This window comes from Candidatus Tisiphia endosymbiont of Ditula angustiorana (genome assembly GCF_964026425.1).
Lineage (GTDB): Bacteria > Pseudomonadota > Alphaproteobacteria > Rickettsiales > Rickettsiaceae > Tisiphia.
Genome location: NZ_OZ032143.1, coordinates 95,317 through 119,822 on the forward strand (window position 1 = coordinate 95,317; position 24,506 = coordinate 119,822).

Here is a 24,506-nt window from a genome sequence, read left to right on the forward strand (position 1 = left end):
ATAATCAAGTGGGGGAACAACAAGAAACTTATTTAGCTAATATATTACAAACACATACAACAGGAGCTAGTTTATATAATGTAGCTAAGTTTGATATTAGTACTGTTATAGATGATAGTGAAGTTTGCTTAAAAGGAAGTTTTAATTACGCCATAAGTTTATATAGCGAAGAAACAATTAATGGCTTTATAAAAACATATACTGAGATATTAAAACAATTGGCTACATTGCTTAATAATAGCCAAAGACAAGCACATAGTAAAATAGCTGATTTAAACTATTTAGATCAACAACAATACCAACAAATCATTAATAATTGGAATGATACAGATAAAACTTATCCAAGTGATAAGACGATACAAGCTTTATTCGAAGAACAAGTAGTAAGGACACCAAATAACATAGCAATAGTATATGAAGAAACTAAGCTAACATACAGACAACTTAATAAAAGAGGCAATCAGTTAGGCAATTACTTAAGAGAGACGTATGAGATTAAGCCAGATACCTTGATAGCCTTATGTTTAGACAGGAGTGAACATATGCTAATAGCGATACTTGGTGTATTAAAAGCAGGAGGAGCATATGTGCCAATGGATTCAAGTTATCCTGATGAAAGAATAAGCTATATATTAGAAGATACAAGTAGTAAGTTAGTACTGACTAATAAAGAACATAAAAAAAGATTAGATAGCTTAGCTATTAGCACAACCAGTCAAGCAACAATCTTAGCAATTGATGATCAGCAAGTACAAACTTTACTAGCATCCCATCTAATATCTAACCCTACAACTTTTACCACCAGCAATAACCTTGCTTATGTTATATATACTTCAGGTACTACAGGTAATCCTAAGGGAGTAATGATTGAGCATAGAGGAATTATAAATTTAGCAAAAATACAAGAAAAAGAGTTTGAATTACCTAAAGAAAAAAACATTAAAAATTGCTTATGGTATGGTAATTATGTATTTGACGCACATGTATGGGAAATTTATACAACTATCTTAAATGGTCGTGCTATATATATCATAGATAATGATATAAGGCAAGATATAAGGCTACTAAGCCTTTACATACAAAAAAACGATATAGTTATAGCTACAATACCTCCAGCCTTATTAAATAGTAAAAATCTACTTGAATTAAAAACATTAATAGTAGCAGGTGAGAAGGCAAATAAGGAAGTATTAAATTACTATCAAAATAGTAACGTAAAAGTAATAAATGCATATGGTCCAAGTGAGGTAACAGTATGTGCAAGCTTAAATCACTATAATAATAATGGTGCTACAAATATAGGATCTGCAATTTCTAACGTAAGGTGTTATGTATTAGACACTAACTTAACTCCGCTACCAATAGGAGCGATAGGAGAATTATATATAGGGGGAGCAGGATTAGCTAGAGGTTATTTAAATCGCCCTGACTTAACAGCAGAGAAGTTTATAGTTAATCCATTTCAAAGTATAAAGGAAAAGAAATTAGCAAAGAATGCAAGGTTATATAAGACTGGAGACTTGGTAAGATGGTTAGCAAATGGTAACTTAGAATATATAGGACGTAATGACTTTCAAGTTAAGATCAGAGGCTACAGAATAGAGTTAGAAGAGATAGAGAGTGTTTTATCAAGTTATGAAGGAATAACACAAAGTGTAGTACTAGCTAAAGAACAACAAGAAGCAGGAGAATTAGGTAGTAAATATTTAGCAGGTTATTATGTATCAGAATCTAAGTTAGATGAAGAGGCTATATTAAATTATCTACGGGCAAGATTACCGGAATATATGATACCTGCATTAGTGCATTTGGAGAGATTGCCATTAACCATTAGTGGTAAGTTGGATAGAAAATCATTGCCTGATCCTGAGTTTACTAATATTGAAACATATGTAGCCCCTAGAAATGAATTGGAGAGTCAAGTTTGTAAGATTTGGGCAGAAGTGTTAGGATTACCTGAAGAAAAAGTAAGTATCCATGATGATTTTTTTAGATTGGGAGGTAATAGCATTTTAGCAATAAGGTTGGTAAGTAAATTAAGTAAAGAATTAAATAATGCAATTAGTATACCAGCTATCTTTAAGCACAATACAGTAAAAAGGTTGGTTCAATATATAGAACATAATAACGAAAATAACATAGTAATAGATAAAGCTGCCTTTACTAAAGTAGAAGAACAATCGTTATCTTTTGCTCAAGAGAGGTTATGGTTTATTGAGAAATATGAAGAAGGAACTAATGCTTATAATATACCGATGGTATTTAGTATATCTAGTAATGCTAGTATAGATATATTAGAAAGTAGTATAAAAAGTATAGTAGCTAGACACGAGATACTACGGACCTTAATCAAAGAAGATAATAGAGGTAATGGTTATCAATTAATACTAGATGATAAAGAGTTTCCCTTAGAGATTATAAAGATAAACATCATTGATCAATTACAATTAGAAGAAGAGTTAGAAAAGGCAGTAAATCATATTTATGATTTAAGTAATGAATATCCGATAAGAGTTTGCTTATATGAATTAATTAGTAGCAATGCAAAAGATACTCCAAAATACTACCTAAGCATAGTAATTCATCACATAGCCTTTGATGGTTGGTCTACCGATATATTGTTGAGAGAACTACAAGCATATTATAGTTACTATCTAAAACAATCACAAGGTTTAGTAAGTAAACTAAACTTACCAAAATTAACTATTCAATATAAAGATTTTGCATTATGGCAAAGAAACTATTTAAGTGGGGAAAGGTTAGATAAACAATTAAATTACTGGAAAAATAAACTAAGTGGTTATGAGACATTAAACTTAATAACCGATAAACCAAGAGCAAGTCAGATAGATTATGAAGGTAGCAATATCTATTTTGAGTTAGATAAAGATACCTCAAGATATTTAAGGGAATTAGCTAAGAAATTAAAGGTAAGCTTATACAGCGTATTACTTAGTGGTTATTATTTAATGTTGAGAAGTTATAGTAATCAAGATGATATAGTGGTAGGAACTCCAATAGCTAATAGGCAATATGATCAGATAGAAAATTTAATTGGTTTCTTTGTCAATTCGTTAGCCCTGAGAATGCAAATAGATGCAAAAGTTTCAATTAACGAATTTATCAAGCAAGTAGGAGATGAAATAGTACAAGCACAACTACATCAGGATTTACCATTTGAAAAATTAGTAGAGGAACTAAATGTAATCAAAGATACTAGTAGGCATGCAATATTCCAAGTAATGTTTGCAGTGCAGAGTTTTGGGAATGAGCTATATAGTCAAGAGGACGAACAACAAGAAACTTATTTAGCTAATATATTACAAACACATACAACAGGAGCTAGTTTATATAATGTAGCTAAGTTTGATATTAGTACTTTTATAGATGATAGTGAAGTTTGTTTAAAAGGAAGTTTTAATTATGCAACAAGTTTATATAGCGAAGAAACAATTAATGGTTTTATAAAAACATATACTGAGATATTAAAACAATTGGTGACATTGCTTAATAATAGCCAAAAACAAGCATATAGTAAAATAGCTGATTTAAACTATTTAGATCAACAACAATACCAACAAATTATTAATAACTGGAATGATACAGATAAAACTTATCCAAGCGATAAGACGATACAAGCTTTATTCGAAGAACAAGTAGCAAGAACGCCAAATAACATAGCAATAGTATATGAGGAAACTAAGCTAACATACAGGCAACTTAATGAAAGGGCGAATCAGTTAGCCAATTACTTAAGAGAGACATATCAGATTAGCCCCGATACGTTGATAGCCTTATGTTTAGACAGGAGTGAACATATGCTAATAGCGATACTTGCTGTATTAAAGGCAGGAGGAGCATATGTACCAATCGATTCAAATTATCCTGATGAAAGAATAAGCTATATATTAGAAGATACAAATTCTCATATAGTATTGACTAATGAAATTTATGAGAATAGGTTAAAGAGTTTAGCTAATAAGTCCGACTTAACTTTACAAGTAGTAACGATAGATAATGTTTTATTCGAAAAGCAACTATCATCTCAATCTATGCAGAACCCACGAACAGAGACACAAAGCAATAATCTAGCTTACGTAATTTATACTTCAGGTACTACTGGTAATCATAAAGGGGTTATGATTGAGCATAAGAGTGTAGTGAATAGAATTAAGTGGATGAATGATAAATATCCCCTCAATGAAATAGATAAGATATTACAAAAAACACCTTATATATTTGATGTATCAGTATGGGAATTATTATGGGCTAATTGGTATGGGGCAAGTGTTGTATTTGCTAACCCCACAGGTCATAAATATCCGAATTATCTTATAGAACTAATGAGGCAAGAATCTATAACGATTGCTCATTTTGTACCTTCAATGCTTAGTGTATTTGAAGATACCCTAGTTAATATGGAACAATTAAGTGTAGATACTAACCTAAATAAGGAAAATAAAGGTGTAGATTATAAGAAAGATAATTTTGTAGCAAGTTTAAGGTATATCTTTTGTAGTGGAGAACCTCTTGGTATAAATCAAGTAAGTCAGTACCATCAGTTATTAGCTAATATAAAGCTACATAATCTATATGGACCAACTGAGACTACTGTAGATGTTTTATATTATGATTGTAGTGATAAAGATATAAAAGAAGTTTATATAGGAAAGCCCATAGATAATACTACTGTATATGTATTGGATACAGCATTTAACCCTGTACCAATTGGTGCTATTGGAGAGTTGTATGTAGGAGGGGTGGGTCTTGCTAGGGGATATTTAAATAGACCTGAGTTAACTGCTGAAAAGTTTATTTCAAATCCATTTCAAACTAAGGAAGAGAAAGCTGATAAAAGTTATGGAACAAATGGAAAGAATGCAAGGGTTTATAAAACGGGTGATCTAGTACGTTGGTTGCCTGATGGTAATCTAGAATATATAGGACGTAATGATTTTCAGGTTAAGATTAGAGGATATAGGATAGAACTTGGTGAGATAGAGAATGCACTTAGTCAGTATCTAGCTGTGAAACAATCAGTTGTAGTAGCAAGAGATCATATAGACTCTAATGCTAGTAAATACTTAGTAGGTTATTATGTATCAGAATCTAAGTTAGATGAAGAAGGCATATTAAATTACCTACAGGCAAGATTACCGGAATATATGATACCTGCTGTGTTAATGCATTTGGAGAGTTTGCCATTAACCATTAATGGTAAGTTGGATAGAAAATCATTACCTGATCCTGAGTTTACTAATATTGAAACCTATGTCGCTCCTAGAAATGAATTGGAAAGTCAAGTTTGTAGGATTTGGGCAGAAGTGTTAGGATTGCCTGAAGATAAAGTAAGTATCCATGATGATTTCTTTAGACTAGGAGGGGATAGTATAATAAGTATCCAGTTGGTAAGTAGGTTAAGACAAAGGCTAGGGTTAAATGTTACTGTTAAGGATATCTTTGGTTATAAAACTATTGAAAGACTCTATGATAATGTTTTAAGCAAAGGACAAGGCAGTACTCAAGGAGATTTAAGAAGTGAACAAGGTATATTAAGTGGAGAAGTACCATTATTACCAGTGCAACAGTGGTTCTTTAAGCATAATTTTATAATTCCTAATCATTGGAATCAGTCATTTCTGTTAAGAACCGAGACCTTAGATATAAATAGGCTACAGCTAAGCATAACTAAATTAGTTCAACATCATGATAGTTTTAGACTAAGATACAGGAAAGCTACAGATTTGGTACAGAGTTATTGCCAATATTATAATAATGATGCCAAGGTAGAAGAATTAAAGATATTAGACATAAACAAATTGGATGTTAAAAAAGGTAGTAAAGAATTTGAGTTTAAACTACAGGAGATATTAACTAGTTGGCAGAGTAATTTTGATTTAGAGCATGGACCAACCTATAGTATTGGCTATATTTTTGGTTATGAAGATGGGAGTAGTAGGATCTATTTTGCTCTGCATCATTTAATAGTAGATGCGGTAAGTTGGAGGATAATTGCTGAAGATTTAAGAAATCTTTACCATGCTAAAGATTTAGGTAGTAAAGGAGGTAGTTACAGACAATGGGTAAATGCAGTAAGAGAATATGCAACTACTCATGAGAGTGAAAAAACTTACTGGTCAAATATCTTATCTGACTATGATAGTAATAATAATCATCTAAATAAGTTAATAGCAAGTGAAGATACTTATAGTTATGCTAGCTTACAATTAAACAAAGAACAGACTGGTAAGTTATTACAAGACAGTAATAGAGCTTATAATACGCAAGTGAATGATATCTTGCTTACTGCTCTTGGTTATAGTTTAGCTGAGATAACAGACAATAAAATTAACTATATAGTATTAGAAGGTCACGGTAGAGAGGAGATAGATAGTAATATTGATATAACAAGAACAGTTGGTTGGTTTACTACTATCTATCCAATACGATTAGAGATAAGTGAGGAGTTAGGTAATAGTCTTAAGACTGTCAAAGAGAATTTAAGACAAGTACCAAATAAAGGAATAGGTTACGGGACAGTAATAGGATATCAGAGTGATTTACCAAGAATAAGCTTTAACTATCTAGGACAGTTTGACAAGCAAGGTGCGACAACAGATAAAGATTTATGGAATATTATTAGTGAGAATAGCGGTATATCAATGCATCCCGCTAACCAAGACAACAATATAGTTAATATCAATGGTTTAGTTGTAGATGGTAAACTTAAATTTAGTATAGCAAGTAAGTTAGGTGCAAATATAACCAATAAACTAGCTGATTTATTTCAACAGAAGTTAGAAGATATAATCAGCTACACAGTCAAGCAGACTAGAAGCTACTTAACAGTGAGCGATATAGATAATGTAATAAGTCAGGAATACTTAGATAGGTTACAAGAACATCGAGAGATAGAAGGAGTATATTTAGCAAATAGCTTACAACAAGGTTTTATTTATCATACTTTAAATCAAGGTGATATTGATGATGCATACAGAGTACAAATTATTTGGCAATATAATAATCAGTTAGCACTTAATAAATTAAAAGAAGCTTGGGGTTATGCTCAAGCAAGATTCAGTAGCCTAAGGCTGAGGTTAAACTGGGAGGAAGAATTAATCCAAGTAATAGATAAAGAAGGTAATTTAGATTGGAGATATATTGACTTAAGTAAAGAACAAGATTTTACAATTCAAGAATTCGAGATTAAACAAATTCAAGAAGAAGATCGGCTGGAAATATATGACTTACAACAAGGTAACTTATTTAGAGTATATTTAATTAAACAGAGGGAAGATTTATATACATGTATTTTTAGTAATCACCATGCAATATTAGATGGTTGGAGTAATCCAATATTATTAGAATATATTCATGATACTTACTTAAAATTGCAAGATAAAGAAATAATATTGTTAAAGGAAGATCAAAGTTATAAAGAAGCACAGAAATATATACAAAAGCATCAAGAAGATAACAAGGAATATTGGAATAAATATATATCTCAAATAGAAGAGCGAAGTGACTTCAGTGGCTTGTTATTAAGTAACAATAAACAGAAACAGTTAAGAATAAGTGAACATAAACATATAACAAATCCAGCAGAACAAGTATTAACAATTACAGGCAACTTATATGACAATTTAAAAAAGTTCAGTCAAGAAGAAGGTGTAACATTAAATGCAATATTACAATATGTATGGCACAAAGTATTAAGTATTTATGGTAATAGTAATCAAACGGTAGTAGGAACTACCGTATCAGGTAGGAATCTTCCAATAGATGACATAGAGAGTTCAGTAGGGTTGTATATAAATACTTTACCATTGATAGTAGAGCATCAAAATAAAACAATAACAAGTGTAATAGAGTCAATAAAGGCTATTCAAAGTGATATTAATGAGATCAATAGTAGAAGTGATATCAGCTTAGTTAAATTACAAAAAGGAGGTGAGCGGTTATTTGATAGTTTATTTGTTTATGAGAACTATCCTAATCCAGCCAATGAAGAACAGCAAAGTAGAATTAAGATAAGGTTTACAGGATCAGTAGAGAAACTAGATTATCCATTAGCAGTAATAGCATATGAAGTAAATAATCAATTAACATTTATGATCAAATATGCTGGGGAGTTATTCAGTAATGATAGTATAGAGCAATTATTATTGATAGCTAAAAGCTTACTTGAACAAATAGTAAGCAATCCTTACCAGGAAGTACAGAATTTAAGCTATTTAGATCAAAAACAATACCAACAAATCATTAATAATTGGAATGATACAGATAAAACTTATCCAAGCGATAAGACAATACAAGCTTTATTCGAAGAACAAGCAGCAAGGACACCAAATAACATAGCAATAGTCTATGAGGAAACTAAGCTAACATACAGGCAACTTAATGAGAGAGCCAATCAGTTAGCCAATTACTTAAGAGAGACATATCAGATTAGCCCCGATACGTTGATAGCCTTATGTTTAGACAGGAGTGAACATATGCTAATAGCGATACTTGCTGTATTAAAGGCAGGAGGAGCATATGTACCAATGGATTCAAATTATCCTGATGAAAGAATAAGTTATATATTAGAAGATACAAATAGTAAGTTAGTACTGACTAATGAAGGACATAAACAAAGATTAGATAGTTTAGCTATTAGCACAATTAGTCAAGTAACGATCTTAGCAATTGATGATCAGCAACTACAAACTTTACTAGCATCCTACCCGACATCTAATCCTGCAACTTCTACCACCAGCAATAACCTTGCTTATGTTATATATACCTCAGGTACTACAGGTAATCCTAAGGGAATATTACAACTTCATAGTAATGTAATGAGATTATTTATAGCAACAGATTGTTGGTATAAGTTTAATAATAATGATGTTTGGACACTATTTCATTCGTATGTGTTTGATTTTAGTATATGGGAGATATGGGGAGCATTAATGTATGGTGGCAAGTTAGTAATACCATCGTATGAATACATTAGAGATTTAAATATATTTTATGAATTGTGTAAACAAGAGCAAATAACAATACTAAATCAAACCCCTAGTATTTTCTATCAGTTTACGGATATAGCTATTAATAAGGACATACAAGATAAACTAACTAATCTGAGATTAGTTATATTTGGTGGAGAAGCATTAAATTTATCTCAATTAAAACCTTGGTTTAATTATTATGGTTATAATCAACCTAAACTAATAAATATGTATGGTATTACAGAAACTACAGTACATGTTACATATAAAGCAATAACAGAAGAAGATTTAGGAGAATATATAGGTAAGGTAATAGCTGATTTAAAAGCTTATGTATTAGACACTAACTTAACTCCGTTACCAATAGGAGCGATAGGAGAATTATATATAGGGGGAGCAGGATTAGCTAGAGGTTATTTAAATCGCCCTAACTTAACAGCAGAGAAGTTTATAGTTAATCCATTTCAAAGTATAAAGGAAAAGAAATTAGCAAAGAATGCAAGGTTATATAAGACTGGAGACTTGGTAAGATGGTTAGCAAATGGTAACTTAGAATATATAGGACGTAATGATTTTCAGGTTAAGATCAGAGGCTACAGGATAGAGTTAGAAGAAATAGAGAGTGTTTTATCAAGTTATGAAGGAATAACACAGAGTGTAGTGTTAGCTAAAGAACAACAAGGACTAGGAGAATCAGGCAGTAAGTATTTAGCAGGTTATTATGTATCAGAATGTAAGTTAGATGAAGAGGCTATATTAAATTACCTACGGGCAAGATTAGCGGAATATATGATACCTGCTATATTAGTGCATTTGGAGAGATTGCCATTAACCATTAATGGTAAGTTGGATAGAAAATCATTACCTGATCCTGAGTTTACTAATATTGAAACATATGTAGCCCCTAGGAATGAATTGGAGAGTCAAGTTTGTAAGATTTGGGCAGAAGTGTTAGGATTACCTGAAGAAAAAGTAAGTATCCATGATGATTTTTTTAGATTGGGAGGTAATAGCATTTTAGCAATAAGGTTGGTAAGTAAATTAAGTAAAGAATTAAATAATGCAATTAGTATACCAGCTATCTTTAAGCACAATACAGTAAAAAGGTTGGTTCAATATATAGAACATAATAACGAAAATAACATAGTAATAGATAAAGCTGCCTTTACTAAAGTAGAAGAACAATCGTTATCTTTTGCCCAAGAGAGGTTATGGTTTATTGAGAAATATGAAGAAGGAACTAATGCTTATAATATACCGATGGTATTTAGTATATCTAGTAATGCTAGCATAGATATATTAGAAAGTAGTATAAAAAGTATAGTAGCTAGACACGAGATACTACGGACCTTAATCAAAGAAGATAATAGAGGTAACGGTTATCAATTAATACTAGATGATAAAGAGTTTCCCTTAGAGATTATAAAGATAAACATCATTGATCAATTACAATTAGAGGAGGAACTAGAAAAGTCAGTAAATCATATTTATGATTTAGGTAATGAATATCCGATAAGAATTTGCTTGTATGAATTAATTAGTAGCAATGCAAAAGCAAAATATTACCTAAGCATAGTAATTCATCACATAGCCTTTGATGGTTGGTCTACTGATATATTTTTGAAAGAACTACAAGCATATTATAGTTACTATCTAAAACAATCACAAGGTTTAGTAAGTAAACTAAACTTACCAAAATTAACTATTCAATATAAAGATTTTGCATTATGGCAAAGAAACTATTTAAGTGGGGAAAGATTAGATAAACAATTAAATTACTGGAAAAATAAACTAAGTGGTTATGAGACATTAAACTTAATAACCGATAAACCAAGAGCAAGTCAGATAGATTATGAAGGTAGCAATATCTATTTTGAGTTAGATAAAGATACCTCAAGATATTTAAGGGAATTAGCTAAGAAATTAAAGGTAAGCTTATACAGCGTATTACTTAGTGGTTATTATTTAATGTTGAGAAGTTATAGTAATCAAGATGATATAGTGGTAGGAACTCCAATAGCTAATAGGCAATATAATCAGATAGAAAATTTAATTGGTTTCTTTGTCAATTCGTTAGCCCTGAGAATGCAAATAGATGCAAAAGTTTCAATTAAAGAATTTATTAAGCAAGTAGGAGATGAAATAGTACAAGCACAACTACATCAGGATTTACCATTTGAAAAATTAGTAGAGGAACTAAATGTAATCAAAGATACTAGTAGGCATGCAATATTCCAAGTAATGTTTGTAGTGCAGAGTTTTGGGAATGAGCTATATAGTCAAGAGGACGAACAACAAGAAACTTATTTAGCTAATATATTACAAACACATACAACAGGAACTAGTTTATATAATGTAGCTAAGTTTGATATTAGTACTTTTATAGATGATAGTGAAGTTTGTTTAAAAGGAAGTTTTAATTATGCAACAAGTTTATATAGCGAAGAAACAATTAATGGTTTTATAAAAACATATACTGAGATATTAAAACAATTGGCGACATTGCTTAATAATAGCCAAAGACAAGCACATAGTAAAATAGCTGATTTAAACTATTTAGATCAACAACAATACCAACAAATTATTAATAACTGGAATGATACAGATAAAACTTATCCAAGCGATAAGACGATACAAGCTTTATTCGAAGAACAAGTAGCAAGAACGCCAAATAACATAGCAATAGTATATGAGGAAACTAAGCTAACATACAGGCAACTTAATGAAAGGGCGAATCAGTTAGCCAATTACTTAAGAGAGACATATCAGATTAGCCCCGATACGTTGATAGCCTTATGTTTAGACAGGAGTGAACATATGCTAATAGCGATCCTTGCTGTATTAAAAGCAGGAGGAGCATATGTACCAATCGATTCAAATTATCCTGATGAAAGAATAAGCTATATATTAGAAGATACAAATAGTAAGTTAGTACTGACTAATGAAGGACATAAACAAAGATTAGATAGTTTAGCTATTAGCACAATTAGTCAAGTAACGATCTTAGCAATTGATGATCAGCAACTACAAACTTTACTAGCATCCTACCCGACATCTAATCCTGCAACTTCTACCACCAGCAATAACCTTGCTTATGTTATATATACTTCAGGTACTACAGGTAATCCTAAGGGGGTAATAATTGAACATAAAGGAGTAGTATCTCTTGTAAAGAATGTTGATTATGTGTCTATTAATTCTAGTGATTCATTTATTCAATTTGCCGATATAACATTTGATGCTGCAACTTTTGAGATTTGGACCTCGTTGTTAAATGGAGCTAAATTATTTATTCCAGCTAATAAAATAGATTTATTAGCTGATATTAATTTACTGCAAAAGACATTAATAACAAATAAAATTTCAGTATTATGGTTAACAAGGACTTTATTTGATCAATTGTTTTTAATTGATCAAAGTATTTTTAAAAATATTAAATATTTACTTGTTGGTGGAGAAGCATTAAATCCTAAACTAATATCCAAATTAATAAACTCACATGATGCACCTCAGAATATTATTAATGGTTATGGTCCTACGGAGAATACTACATTTAGTTGTACATTAAATATTAGTAAAAATAACATAACAAGCGTAAAGACTATACCAATTGGTATAGCTTTTACAAATAGAAAGGCTTATGTACTAGATATAAACTTAACCCCGCTACCAATAGGAGCGATAGGAGAATTATATATAGGGGGAGCAGGATTAGCTAGAGGTTATTTAAATCGCCCTGACTTAACAGCAGAGAAGTTTATAGTTAATCCATTTCAAAGTATAAAGGAAAAGAAATTAGCAAAGAATGCAAGGTTATATAAGACTGGAGACTTGGTAAGATGGTTAGCAAATGGTAACTTAGAATATATAGGACGTAATGACTTTCAAGTTAAGATCAGAGGCTACAGGATAGAACTAGAAGAGATAGAGAGTGTTTTATCAAGTTATGAAGGAATAACACAAAGTGTAGTACTAGCTAAAGAACAACAAGAAGCAGGAGAATTAGGCAGTAAATATTTAGCAGGTTATTATGTATCAGAATCTAAGTTAGATGAAGAGGCTATATTAAATTATCTACGGGCAAGATTACCGGAATATATGATACCTGCATTAGTGCATTTGGAGAGATTGCCATTAACCATTAATGGTAAGTTGGATAGAAAATCATTACCTGATCCTGAGTTTACTAATATTGAAACCTATGTCGCTCCTAGAAATGAATTGGAAAGTCAAGTTTGTAAGATTTGGGCAGAAGTGTTAGGATTACCTGAAGAAAAAGTAAGTATCCATGATGATTTTTTTAGATTGGGAGGTAATAGCATTTTAGCAATAAGGTTGGTAAGTAAATTAAGTAAAGAATTAAATAATGCAATTAGTATACCAGCTATCTTTAAGCACAATACAGTAAAAAGGTTGGTTCAATATATAGAACATAATAACGAAAATAACATAGTAATAGATAAAGCTGCCTTTACTAAAGTAGAAGAACAATCGTTATCTTTTGCTCAAGAGAGGTTATGGTTTATTGAGAAATATGAAGAAGGAACTAATGCTTATAATATACCGATGGTATTTAGTATATCTAGTAATGCTAGTATAGATATATTAGAAAGTAGTATAAAAAGTATAGTAGCTAGACACGAGATACTACGGACCTTAATCAAAGAAGATAATAGAGGTAACGGTTATCAATTAATACTAGATGATAAAGAGTTTCCCTTAGAGATTATAAAGATAAACATCATTGATCAATTACAATTAGAGGAGGAACTAGAAAAGTCAGTAAATCATATTTATGATTTAGGTAATGAATATCCGATAAGAATTTGCTTGTATGAATTAATTAGTAGCAATGCAAAAGATACTCCAAAATATTACCTAAGCATAGTAATTCATCACATAGCCTTTGATGGTTGGTCTACTGATATATTTTTGAAAGAACTACAAGCATATTATAGTTACTATCTAAAACAATCACAAGGTTTAGTAAGTAAACTAAACTTACCAAAATTAACTATTCAATATAAAGATTTTGCATTATGGCAAAGAAACTATTTAAGTGGGGAAAGATTAGATAAACAATTAAATTACTGGAAAAATAAACTAAGTGGTTATGAGACATTAAACTTAATAACCGATAAACCAAGAGCAAGTCAGATAGATTATGAAGGTAGCAATATCTATTTTGAGTTAGATAAAGATACCTCAAGATCTTTAAGGGAATTAGCTAAGAAATTAAAGGTAAGCTTATACAGCGTATTACTTAGTGGTTATTATTTAATGTTGAGAAGTTATAGTAATCAAGATGATATAGTGGTAGGAACTCCAATAGCTAATAGGCAATATAATCAGATAGAAAATTTAATTGGTTTCTTTGTCAATTCGTTAGCCCTGAGAATGCAAATAGATGCAAAAGTTTCAATTAAAGAATTTATTAAGCAAGTAGGAGATGAAATAGTACAAGCACAACTACATCAGGATTTACCATTTGAAAAATTAGTAGAGGAACTAAATGTACTCAAAGATACTAGTAGGCATGCAATATTCCAAGTAATGTTTGCAGTACAAAATTTTGGGAGTGAATTGTATAATCAAGTAGGGGAACAACAAGAAACTTATTTAGCTAATATATTACAAACACATACAATAGGAGCTAGTTTATATAATGTAGCTAAGTTTGATATTAGTACTGTTATAGATGATAGTGAAGTTTGTTTAAAAGGAAGTTTTAATTATGCAACAAGTTTATATAGCAAAGAAACAGTTAATGGCTTTATAAAAACATATACTGAGATATTAAAACAATTGGCGACATTGCTTAATAATAGCCAAAGACAAGAACATACTAAAATAGCTGATTTAAGCTATTTAGATCAAGAACAATACCAACAAATAATAGATATATGGAATCGAACTGATAGAGAGTATCAAGATACTAAAACAATCCATGAATTGTTTGAAGAACAAGCAAAAAAAACTCCAAATAATATAGCAGTAATAGATATAGAAAAAGAGTATAAATACAAACAATTATTACAAGAGAGTAATTTATTATCAAGATATATATTACATTTAAATAATATTAATCCTATTGTACAGCCGTATAACAAACTAATAGGGATTTTAAGCGAAAAAAGTTATAACCAAGTAGTATCAACACTGTCTATAATGGCATCTAGTCATGGTTATTTACCTCTGAATATAGACTGGCCGGTGGAAAGACTGGAAAAAGTATTAGCACATGGTAATGTATCTATATTGCTAATTTCTAGAGTACAATACAATAAAAAAGAAATTAGAGAAATTTTATCAACAAAATATCAATTATTAGTAATAGAAGATGTTTTATCAAAAATCAAGAATAATAAGAAATTAGAATTACAGCTGACTAATATTAATTTACCAATAGTAATGCTAGAAGATATAGCATATGTGATATTTACTTCTGGTTCAACAGGAGAACCTAAAGGAGTTACCATAACTCATAGAGGAGTATTAAATACAATTGCTGCAATAAATTCGAGGTTTAATATCTCTTCAAAAGACAAAGTATTATCATTATCAGAATTAAGTTTTGATTTATCTGTATATGATATATTTGGTATCTTAACTGTAGGTGGTGAGATAGTGCTTCCAAAACAAGAGAAAACACAAGATCCTAATCACTGGATGGAATTAATTAATAAATATCAAATTACAATATGGAATACAGTACCACAGTTAGCTAGCTTACTAATAGATGCAGTTGAGAATAGTTATTTATCTATTGCTTCTTTAAAATTATTTTTATTAAGTGGTGATTGGATACCTATTAGTTTACCAAACAGAATCAAAAAACATTGTAATCAATCAATTATCATGAGTTTAGGAGGGGCAACAGAAGGTAGTATTTGGTCTATATGGTATGAGATAACAGAAATTAAGCAAGAGTGGCACAGTATCCCCTATGGTACAGCTATGCCAAATCAAAAGATATATGTATTGAATTATAATTATGAGCATTGTCCAGTAGGTGTGATTGGTGAAATTCATATTGGTGGTATAGGGGTTGCATTAAATTACTGGAGAGATCCAGAAAAAACTAATGCTAGCTTTATAGAACATAGTAAGTTTGGTCGATTATATAAAACAGGAGATTTAGGGAAATGGCATCGGAATGGATATGTAGAATATATAGGACGTAATGATTTGCAGGTTAAGATCAGAGGCTACAGGATAGAACTAGAAGAGATAGAGAGTGTTTTATCAAGTTATGAAGGAATAACACAAAGTGTAGTACTAGCTAAAGAACAACAAGAAGCAGGAGAATTAGGCAGTAAATATTTAGCAGGTTATTATGTATCAGAATCTAAGTTAAATGAAGAGGCTATATTAAATTATCTACGGGCAAGATTACCGGAATATATGATACCTGCATTAGTGCATTTGGAGAGATTGCCATTAACCATTAATGGTAAGTTGGATAGAAAATCATTGCCTGATCCTGAGTTTACTAATATTGAAACATATGTAGCCCCTAGAAATGAATTGGAGAGTCAAGTTTGTAAAATTTGGGCAGAAGTGTTAGGATTACCTGAAGAAAAAGTAAGTATCCATGATGATTTTTTTAGATTGGGAGGTAATAGCATTTTAGCAATAAGGTTGGTAAGTAGACTAAATAACTATTATCAATCACATTTAAAGATTTCTGATATATTTATATATAAAAATATTGAATTACTTTTACCTAGAATAATGCAAACTAAAAATAGTTATCAAACTATTATTAAATTAAACAAGACTTCTGATAAACCAAATATCTTTATGATACATCCAGGAATAGGAGGATGCGAAGTTTATATTTCATTAGCTAATACATTAGCTAATAATTTCAGTTGTTATGGGATAGATCACTATAATCTGTATCAGAAGAATAAGATAGATAATTTATATAAATTAGCCCAATATTATTTATCGTACATTGATAACGTAATGTTAAAAACTCAGCAAAAAACATTTCACTTACTTGGTTGGTCACTTGGTGGAAAAATATCATTAGAGATAGCTAGTATTTTAGAACAAAGGGGTATGAGTAATAGTAGAGTGTATTTATTAGACACTATGCTTAACGATGATTATCTATTATCTTTAACTACTCAAATGAATATTGAAAAACTAAAGAGCGAATATGAGAATTATATGCTTTCTCAAGGATATGATAAAGTCTATATAGAAAAAACTGTATCTAATATGGAGATTGAAATGAAACTTGGAATGCAAAAAATATCTTCAACATTGATTGATACTCGTATACTTCTATTTAAAGCAATGCTTAAAGATACAAGACTTCAAGTAGACGATGTGTCGGAGAACTCTAAAGAATACTCACTTACTCTTGAATATAATAATATAGATACAATTGTTGAAAAAAAATCTAATATTAAATTGATTAAAATAAATAATGCTCATCATGGAAATATATTAAATCAAAAGGAGTTTCTAGCCTTTGAAATTAGTAAGTATAATCTAGTTTTAGGTGAGTGGGCTGCTGGACTATAATACTTTTATTAGACAAAATATCAAGAAATTATAGGAGATTAAAGAATAAATGGCAAAAATACCACAAGTATTAATAAAAATATTAATACTTAAGTTATTATAATGAAAATTTTAAATATTGATTATATTTTTAATGTAAACTTTAGTAAAAATAGTTAATAAAAACTGTGTAGGTGAATATGATATAATGAGTTAGTGAAAAGGTTAAGTGAAGGTAAACATAAGGTGATGATAGGTTATAGAAATGAACCACACGAGGAAATAAAGCAGATGATTAAGAATGGCTACTTCATATTAAAACCTAAACTAGAGGTACTGATACAGATTTAGGTATTAATGTTGATTTAAATAATACGAATGTAAAAGAACTAGATTTTAATAAGGAAGAAGGGCTACTTCATGTTGAAGACACTACAAAATTAAATTATAATTTAGTTAGATGTATAACTGATATTGACCTTGCTACAAAAAAGGAGAGGATTATTTACAAGTTATAAAAGAAGAAATAATGATAACTAAGATATTAGAAATAACAATAGGAGAAGAGGAAATATATGTCAGAAGATAATGAAGAATATATATGTTTAATTAATGAGGAAGAGCAATATTCGATATGGTTTGTTTGGAAGGAGATACCGTCAGGTTGGAAACAGGTTGGACCTAGAGGCAATAAGGAAGAAGTTTTAAAATATGTAAAAGAAGTATGGATAGATATGAGACCAAAAAGTCTTCGTGAACAAATGGATAAGTTAGCAGCAAAGAGTATTAAAGCTTTAAACTAACTAGGGTGTGGCATCAATTGAGTTCATTTATTATTATACAATGGACTTCCTATATAGAATGAGAAGCATATGCTGTATGGTTCAGTTGAAGTAGTCGAGATTTAATGGCTCTGTCCAATTGATTGTGTGTGCGTCAAGATAAGGTGCATTAATCTTACGGGTGAAAGTCCTGTTATGGAAGGAGTAACTAGCTCCACCATATACCGAGTCTTGTGCGGCTGAAGGTAACGACAGTAGTAAAGCGTAGACAGCGAAACATCCGAGCCGAAAGCAAATCTAACAATTAGCCTTAAGCTTTTATTGAAAAAAAACAGGAAAAGTCAAGGGACTTGAGTGAAGTAATTACTATAGTTATCCTAAAAAAATCTAACCAATGTTGTGCCTAAAAATCTGTAACCCTTATATCCATGCCTCTTCCAACCTTTGACCTTATCAAAAACTGCGGAAGTTGGGAAGACCGAAGGTCGACGAAGCAATCCATAAAAGTAACCATAAGTGGATTGCTTCGTTCGGGCTTCACGCCTTCTCGCAATGACGTCGGTTATTTTTCCACAACCTTTAAACTGCCATGATTATCTTTAAAGCCTCTTCCTCTTCTAACTTTCGACAGTTATGATTTCTTCCCCCAAGCAATCTACTTCATGATATATGTTAAGATCATATACTTGAGCAACATTGTACTTTAAAGTATAATCTTCTTCCTGTGGATGATGTTCTGTAGCACCAAAAACTTTTATAACATTAATCTTATTCTTAAGTGCCTTTCTTATACCAGCATGATTAGTTTTGTGATTAAAGTCTATTAAAACAGCACCATTATCGTTTTTATAAATTGTGCTTGGCCATAACCTAGCATCTCCATCTATTTTAAGTTCAAAAGATTTGCCTACCCTTTTAACCCCATTATAATTTTTTACTATACCTTTCTCTAAAGCAGTGCTAAACGCCTTTTGCTCAGACTTCTCTAATGAATTGAACAGATCAGGGGCAATAATAGCATAAATATTATGGTGTTCCTTACCAATATTGACAATATTTTCATTCTTTGTTGTATATGATACATCATTAGAAATGTGCCAAACTTGATGATTTTCTTGAGGATGATCAGAAGTCTTATCATGAGAAAATCGAGTACTTTTTTTAAGATTTTGATAATATTGATGTATAATTGCCCAGTGGTTTAAACATTTTGTAACAAAATTTTCTTTGTATAAGGAATCTTCTTGAGACTTACCTTCAGAGCTATATTTTTCTAAATCACGATTAGAGCTATCAATATGACTGTTCGCAGGAATCAACATCTGTTGTTCTTCACTAATAGTTTGATTTATAATTTCTAAAGAAAAAGTAACTTCATCATCTTCAGCGATTTTATTAATAACGTTTTTAATTTCATCTTCTGAGTTTGAGGTTGAAGTTGTTGCAGGATCTTTTGATAACAGATGATAGTGACATATATCAATTATGGTTTGATAAGCACTTAAAAACTTTTCCTTTATGGCATTACACGTATTGTATATTTGCTCAGTACAGGACAAAGAGATTAAGGAGAGAAGAAAATAAGTAGATAACGCGTAGCCAAAGCTCTATTACTTAGGTTATTGAAGACTTAAGAGGCAAGAGAATGATTACAGCGTTATCACAATTAATAGGAGACTACTTTTTTAATAGTTTTGCAAGCATAAAATTAATAGAACAAATAATATTAGGATTATTGCAAGTGAGAGATGTAAATCTTACACAGCTTGCCTTAACGATAAAAGGAGATAAGCAAGAATCACGCTATAAGAAATTACAGAGATTTTTTGCCAAATGTGAATTATCATATACGTCCTTAGCCAAGTTACTGGTTAGGTTGGCTGGAATTGATGCTGAACAATGGTTACTAGTGCTGGATCGGACAAATTGGAAATTTGGTAAGCTTGACATCAATATTTTAGTATTATCTATTTGCCATAAAGGCATTGCTATACCAATTATGTGGGATATGTTGCCAAAAGCAGGAACTTCTAATAACGTTGAACGTCAGCAATTAATGGAAAGGTTTATTACTATATTTGGCATAGAGAAGATGTCAGCATTGCTTGGGGATCGGGAGTTTATAGGTGATTTATGGCTAAAGTTTTTAGCCGATAAAATGATACCATTTTATATTAGAATCAAAGCCAATCTTACCATTGGTAGAGCAGAAGATGAGTTAGTTACTGCTAATCATTTAATTAAGAAGTTACAGAATGGTGAATATATGTTGTTTAAAGGAAAAAGATATTTGGGTAAGAATTATAAAGGACCTAAAGTATCTGTAGCAGCATTGCGTAATGCTCAAGGAGAATTAGTAATCATAGCTACCAATGATAACCCTAATATAGCACTAAATATATATAAAAAAAGATGGGAAATAGAAAACCTTTTTGCTTGCCTTAAGACGCGGGGCTTCAATTTTGAAAATACCCATATAATACATTTAGATAGAATTAGTAAATTGCTTGGTTTACTTGCTATAGCATTTACTTTTGCTTATGTTGTGGGTCAATGGCAAAATTCTATCAAACCTATAAAGCTTAAAAAACATGGTAGAAAGTCTATATCCTTATTCAGGTATGGCTTAGATTACTTGCAGAGAATATTTTTGAATATTGCAGAAATGATGGAAAAATGGATGGAAGTTATAACAAAATTTATTAAGCCAATAATACCATCTTTACTCCGATTATCACCTTGTTAATCTCTTTGTCCTGTACTGAGGTATATTTGTTTAATATAACTCAAATTTTCTTTTAGAAATTCTTTATTATTATCTGAAAATGCATTTAACACTAAGCCTAATTTAACCTCATTAAGGTAAATTTTAGGTTCTATTTCATATTGAAATGATTTATGAAATTTTAACAAATTTTCTGCCAAATCTAAATAATGTTTAGTTTGCACTAAGTCTTCAATAGTTAAATATAAGTCTGCTACTTTTATAACAGTTATAAGATCTCTCCCTAAACAATCCTTGTTTAGGAGCTTATCTAAAACTTTTTGATAATTTATTTGTTCTATCTCATTTTTAGACCAATATTTTAAACAACTTAGAATCCTCAAGGTACTTTCAGCTGTGTCACTTTCAAAGCTCGGGTCATCAACTATCTCCTTTATAGTGCTAACACTACACTCCCCTGTTTGCATGATGAATGCATATGAAAATTTTACAATAGTTGTATAGATTTCTTGGCTTTGTGTTGAAAAAGCTTGCTTAATTATTTCTAGCTCTTCCTGTATCTTTTTAACAAATGCTCGATCAAAATTATGATATGAAAACAAATCTATGAATATTCTTTGAGCTTCACCAGATAAATTAAATTTACTAACTAAATGAGCAAGAATACCATTTTTAAATGAACCACTTTCTATATTATATAAAGCTATTAATAAACCATAAAAATCTTGCTCTATCTCACTACCATTAGCATATTTCATCAATTCTAATGATACTTCAATTATTTCTTTTAAATTTGTCTTATGCTTGCAGTAATAAAGACGTAGTCTATAAGCATGGTGTTTACTACTATCGGTTACACCATTATTATCAACGGTTAATTTAACTAATTCGCGAGTATAATCATCTAGTAATTTTTCATCTATTTTTGTTAATGACCCTATTTTTGTAACATATCGCTCTATTAACTCCTCATAGTAAGCCATCTTTAATGAATTTAATGGCACATCTTTTATAATAGAACTTATTATTTTTATATAATTATCAATATCTATATTTTTATAACATTCCCTTAAAAGTTTACCCACAACACAAACCTGAACTATATAATAAGATTCATTATTATTCTGTGTCCGGAAAAACAACTTCATGTGTCGAGCAATCTCATCTGTTTTGTTATTTAATATAACATCGAAACATTGTAAAAGCTCTGCTGACGTTCCTAAACTTTCTGCTGACCACGGCTCTTTCTTGGATACAAGTAAACATCCTCCTAATTTTTGAGTGGATGTAATCGAATATCCTTCTAATTCTTTCTTTAATTTCTCTACATTTTGATCATAATCTTCTTTATTAAAATCTTGTTTTAGTATTTCTGAAGCGTTTTTAGCCCCTTTTTTCTCTTTTAACCATTGAATTAATTTTTTGTTTTGCCGTATGTCTGATTGAATGCTTAATATATTCTGTAAAGATTCTACCAAATCTAATAATGTTAAGTTATCCTTGTCTAACATATTAGGATCAAATAAATTACTCAAAACTTCACTATTCAACAAATATTTGAGAACATCTTCCTCATCTTTCTTTATCTTTAAATGCTCACGAATGAATATAAGGTTAAATAATATTGTCCTAAATTGTGAGCTTTCTATTACAGTATCATCTATTTTCTGAACAAAATTTAACAAGAATTTCTCTATAAGTTTTATATATTTTATTTTTTGTCCATTAGTTATATCAGTTGCACTGACGGAAGATAAAATACGTTTGAGTATAAAATCTCCCATAGTAGATTTATTATCATCCTCTAAATGTGTAAGTAAAACTCTTTCTAATTGCTCAGAGTGTTTTTGCTCAATGCTAGTATTATTTACTGAGCTGCTAACTGGTATGCTATTAGTTGAAGATTTTTTTGGAGAGTGTTTATGTTTTTTTTTCATATAAATAACAAGACCATCCAAAACGGCTCTGCCTTTTTAAGTGTGTAAATTCTAAAATAGGCACTTAAATCCTCTCCTCAAATTTTATCAAAAAATGAGCCATAGCAGCATTCCAATTTGGAATAGGCATAGTCCATTTTTGGTCGTCAGTACCGCAAAGTATGGCAAATTTGTATTTTTGTGCAATTCTTCCAAACCCATTATATTACAAGGATTCATAGGTAAATCTTGGTACATTCATACAATATCCAGGTTAGGCAATTCTTTTTGTTATAGAGACAATAACATTTTCTTTTACTTCACTGCTCTTTAGTCATTGAGTGTATCAATGCATTAATAGCTTGTTGGTGTGCTGGGTTACGAATTTTCATAAAATTCCTCGACACTTCTATACACATACGTTGATGCTGAGTTTGGACAGGCTCAATATTTTTCTCTAATGCTTTAGCAGTAAGAATTAATCTACCTATCGGAATTCTATTGAAACCAATCTCATATTTTTGTAATTGTTGATGTGTTACCTCTATTAATTTTGCAAGTTGCTGAGTAGTCTTTTGCTATTTCCTATACGCTCAATTAGTCAATTGTAATATAACTACTTAATACTATTTCAATTTATTAATTTGTATTTTAGTTAAGCCAGTAAATTCAATAATTTCATCTAACGGTTTATTTTTAATTAGCATAGTTTTTGCTACCGCTTTCATCGCTTCAGCTTTACCAATTTGAATCCCGTACTGTGTACCCTCTTCTATATATTTTTGTGCAACAGTTCTCATAATGCTACCTTTTTCTTCTTCAGATAAATACTTAGTTAGTAGTTGTTCTAATTCCGATTGCCTGTCTTCAGGCAACTTGGCATCAGTATACCATAAAAACGATCTTAAGTAAATATAACCATTCTCTTTATCAACTAATATCTCTAACTTAAACTTTTCTAAAAACTGCTCCCATAATTTTATCATATCCCGCATATGGATGTTCTTAGAGGGGTGGTTCTCTTTACAGAGAACCACCCCTCTAAGAACCGGACTGGCAACTTTCACTGCACCGGCTCAAGCCTTTGTAAGCCCTTTATGTAGAGCCGACTGAACCTGATTTTTCAAGTAAACATGGTGGTTGGGAAAGTGTGCTAGAGTATATCTTTGGTTTGCTGGACTTTAAGTTTGTCCTGCATTTAAAATATTCCTCCCACTTTGCGTCAAAAAGATTAGAAGATGCCCGGATTTTTGTATGCCTTTTGATTTTTATGTCTCTTGGCATATATAGTTTAAGCATTTTCACTTTTCCTTCTTTATCAACTGTTTTACACGCAAACGTCCAATCTTGTCCTTGGATGATATGAAAGTATTTACTTTTAATCCATCGTAAGTTTTTCTTTGGATGTCTCCTTTTACACCATTGCCATAGTGCTTGCCAAATGTAATGTGATACCTTTTTGAAGGTACTTGCCGATGATACTGCATTGTGATAGTTTGCCCAACCAGTTAGTTTAGGGTTGAGGATTTTTATCAATTCCTCTTGAGCCATTGATTTATTGGTACGAATTGATAAA

Annotated in this window: 7 protein-coding genes and 1 pseudogene (1 of these 8 running past the window's edge); 3 read left to right on the forward strand and 5 right to left on the reverse strand. The window is 30.7% G+C overall.

All coding sequences use genetic code 11. The features are described from left to right. A protein-coding gene (locus AAGD29_RS00285; RefSeq protein WP_341758082.1) for a non-ribosomal peptide synthase/polyketide synthase crosses the window boundary here: on the forward strand, window positions 1-17,528 show its 3' portion. 4,609 nt of this gene lie to the left of the window's left edge; the window shows 17,528 of its 22,137 coding nt (coding positions 4,610-22,137); the start codon falls outside the window, past its left edge; its stop codon occupies window positions 17,526-17,528. Window positions 17,529-18,082: 554 nt separating this feature from the next. Beyond that, window positions 18,083-18,310: an MbtH family protein gene (locus AAGD29_RS00290; RefSeq protein ID WP_341758083.1), complete on the forward strand. Its 228-nt coding sequence runs from the start codon at window positions 18,083-18,085 to the stop codon at window positions 18,308-18,310. A 596-nt stretch (window positions 18,311-18,906) separates the two neighbouring features. Here the strand turns inward: AAGD29_RS00290 and AAGD29_RS00295 are convergent. Then, window positions 18,907-19,848, reverse strand: a complete 942-nt coding sequence (locus AAGD29_RS00295; RefSeq protein ID WP_341758084.1) for a hypothetical protein — start codon at window positions 19,846-19,848, stop codon at window positions 18,907-18,909. 86 nt (window positions 19,849-19,934) lie between these two features. Between AAGD29_RS00295 and AAGD29_RS00300 the strand changes: the two genes are divergently transcribed. Next, the gene (locus AAGD29_RS00300; protein WP_341757405.1) at window positions 19,935-21,035 is read left to right on the forward strand and encodes an IS4 family transposase; all 1,101 of its coding nucleotides are present in this window, start codon (window positions 19,935-19,937) and stop codon (window positions 21,033-21,035) included. On the opposite strand, the gene AAGD29_RS00305 is transcribed toward AAGD29_RS00300, so the two are convergent. The 4 genes and pseudogenes from AAGD29_RS00305 to AAGD29_RS00320 all read right to left on the reverse strand — a co-directional run bounded on the left by AAGD29_RS00305 (window position 21,032) and on the right by AAGD29_RS00320 (window position 24,499). Further along, complete coding sequence (locus AAGD29_RS00305; RefSeq protein ID WP_341758085.1) at window positions 21,032-22,972, reverse strand: hypothetical protein; 1,941 nt, start codon at window positions 22,970-22,972, stop codon at window positions 21,032-21,034. The genes AAGD29_RS00300 and AAGD29_RS00305 overlap by 4 nt on opposite strands. A 278-nt stretch (window positions 22,973-23,250) precedes the next feature. Continuing rightward, window positions 23,251-23,496: pseudogene (locus AAGD29_RS00310) on the reverse strand (helix-turn-helix domain-containing protein); the annotation flags it as partial. Between the two features lie 60 nt (window positions 23,497-23,556). Next, window positions 23,557-23,916: a transposase gene (locus AAGD29_RS00315; protein ID WP_341758086.1), complete on the reverse strand. Its 360-nt coding sequence runs from the start codon at window positions 23,914-23,916 to the stop codon at window positions 23,557-23,559. 109 nt (window positions 23,917-24,025) lie between these two features. Further along, window positions 24,026-24,499: a group II intron maturase-specific domain-containing protein gene (locus tag AAGD29_RS00320; RefSeq protein WP_375332391.1), complete on the reverse strand. Its 474-nt coding sequence runs from the start codon at window positions 24,497-24,499 to the stop codon at window positions 24,026-24,028. Between the last annotated feature and the right edge of the window lie 7 nt (window positions 24,500-24,506).

Bases quoted from the DNA above. Each gene is read 5' to 3' on its own strand.
- AAGD29_RS00290 (WP_341758083.1), top strand. From the start codon at position 18,083: ATGTCAGAAGATAATGAAGAATATATATGTTTAATTAATGAGGAAGAG.
- AAGD29_RS00300 (WP_341757405.1), top strand. From the start codon at position 19,935: ATGATTACAGCGTTATCACAATTAATAGGAGACTACTTTTTTAATAGT.
- AAGD29_RS00315 (WP_341758086.1), bottom strand. From the start codon at position 23,916: ATGATAAAATTATGGGAGCAGTTTTTAGAAAAGTTTAAGTTAGAGATA.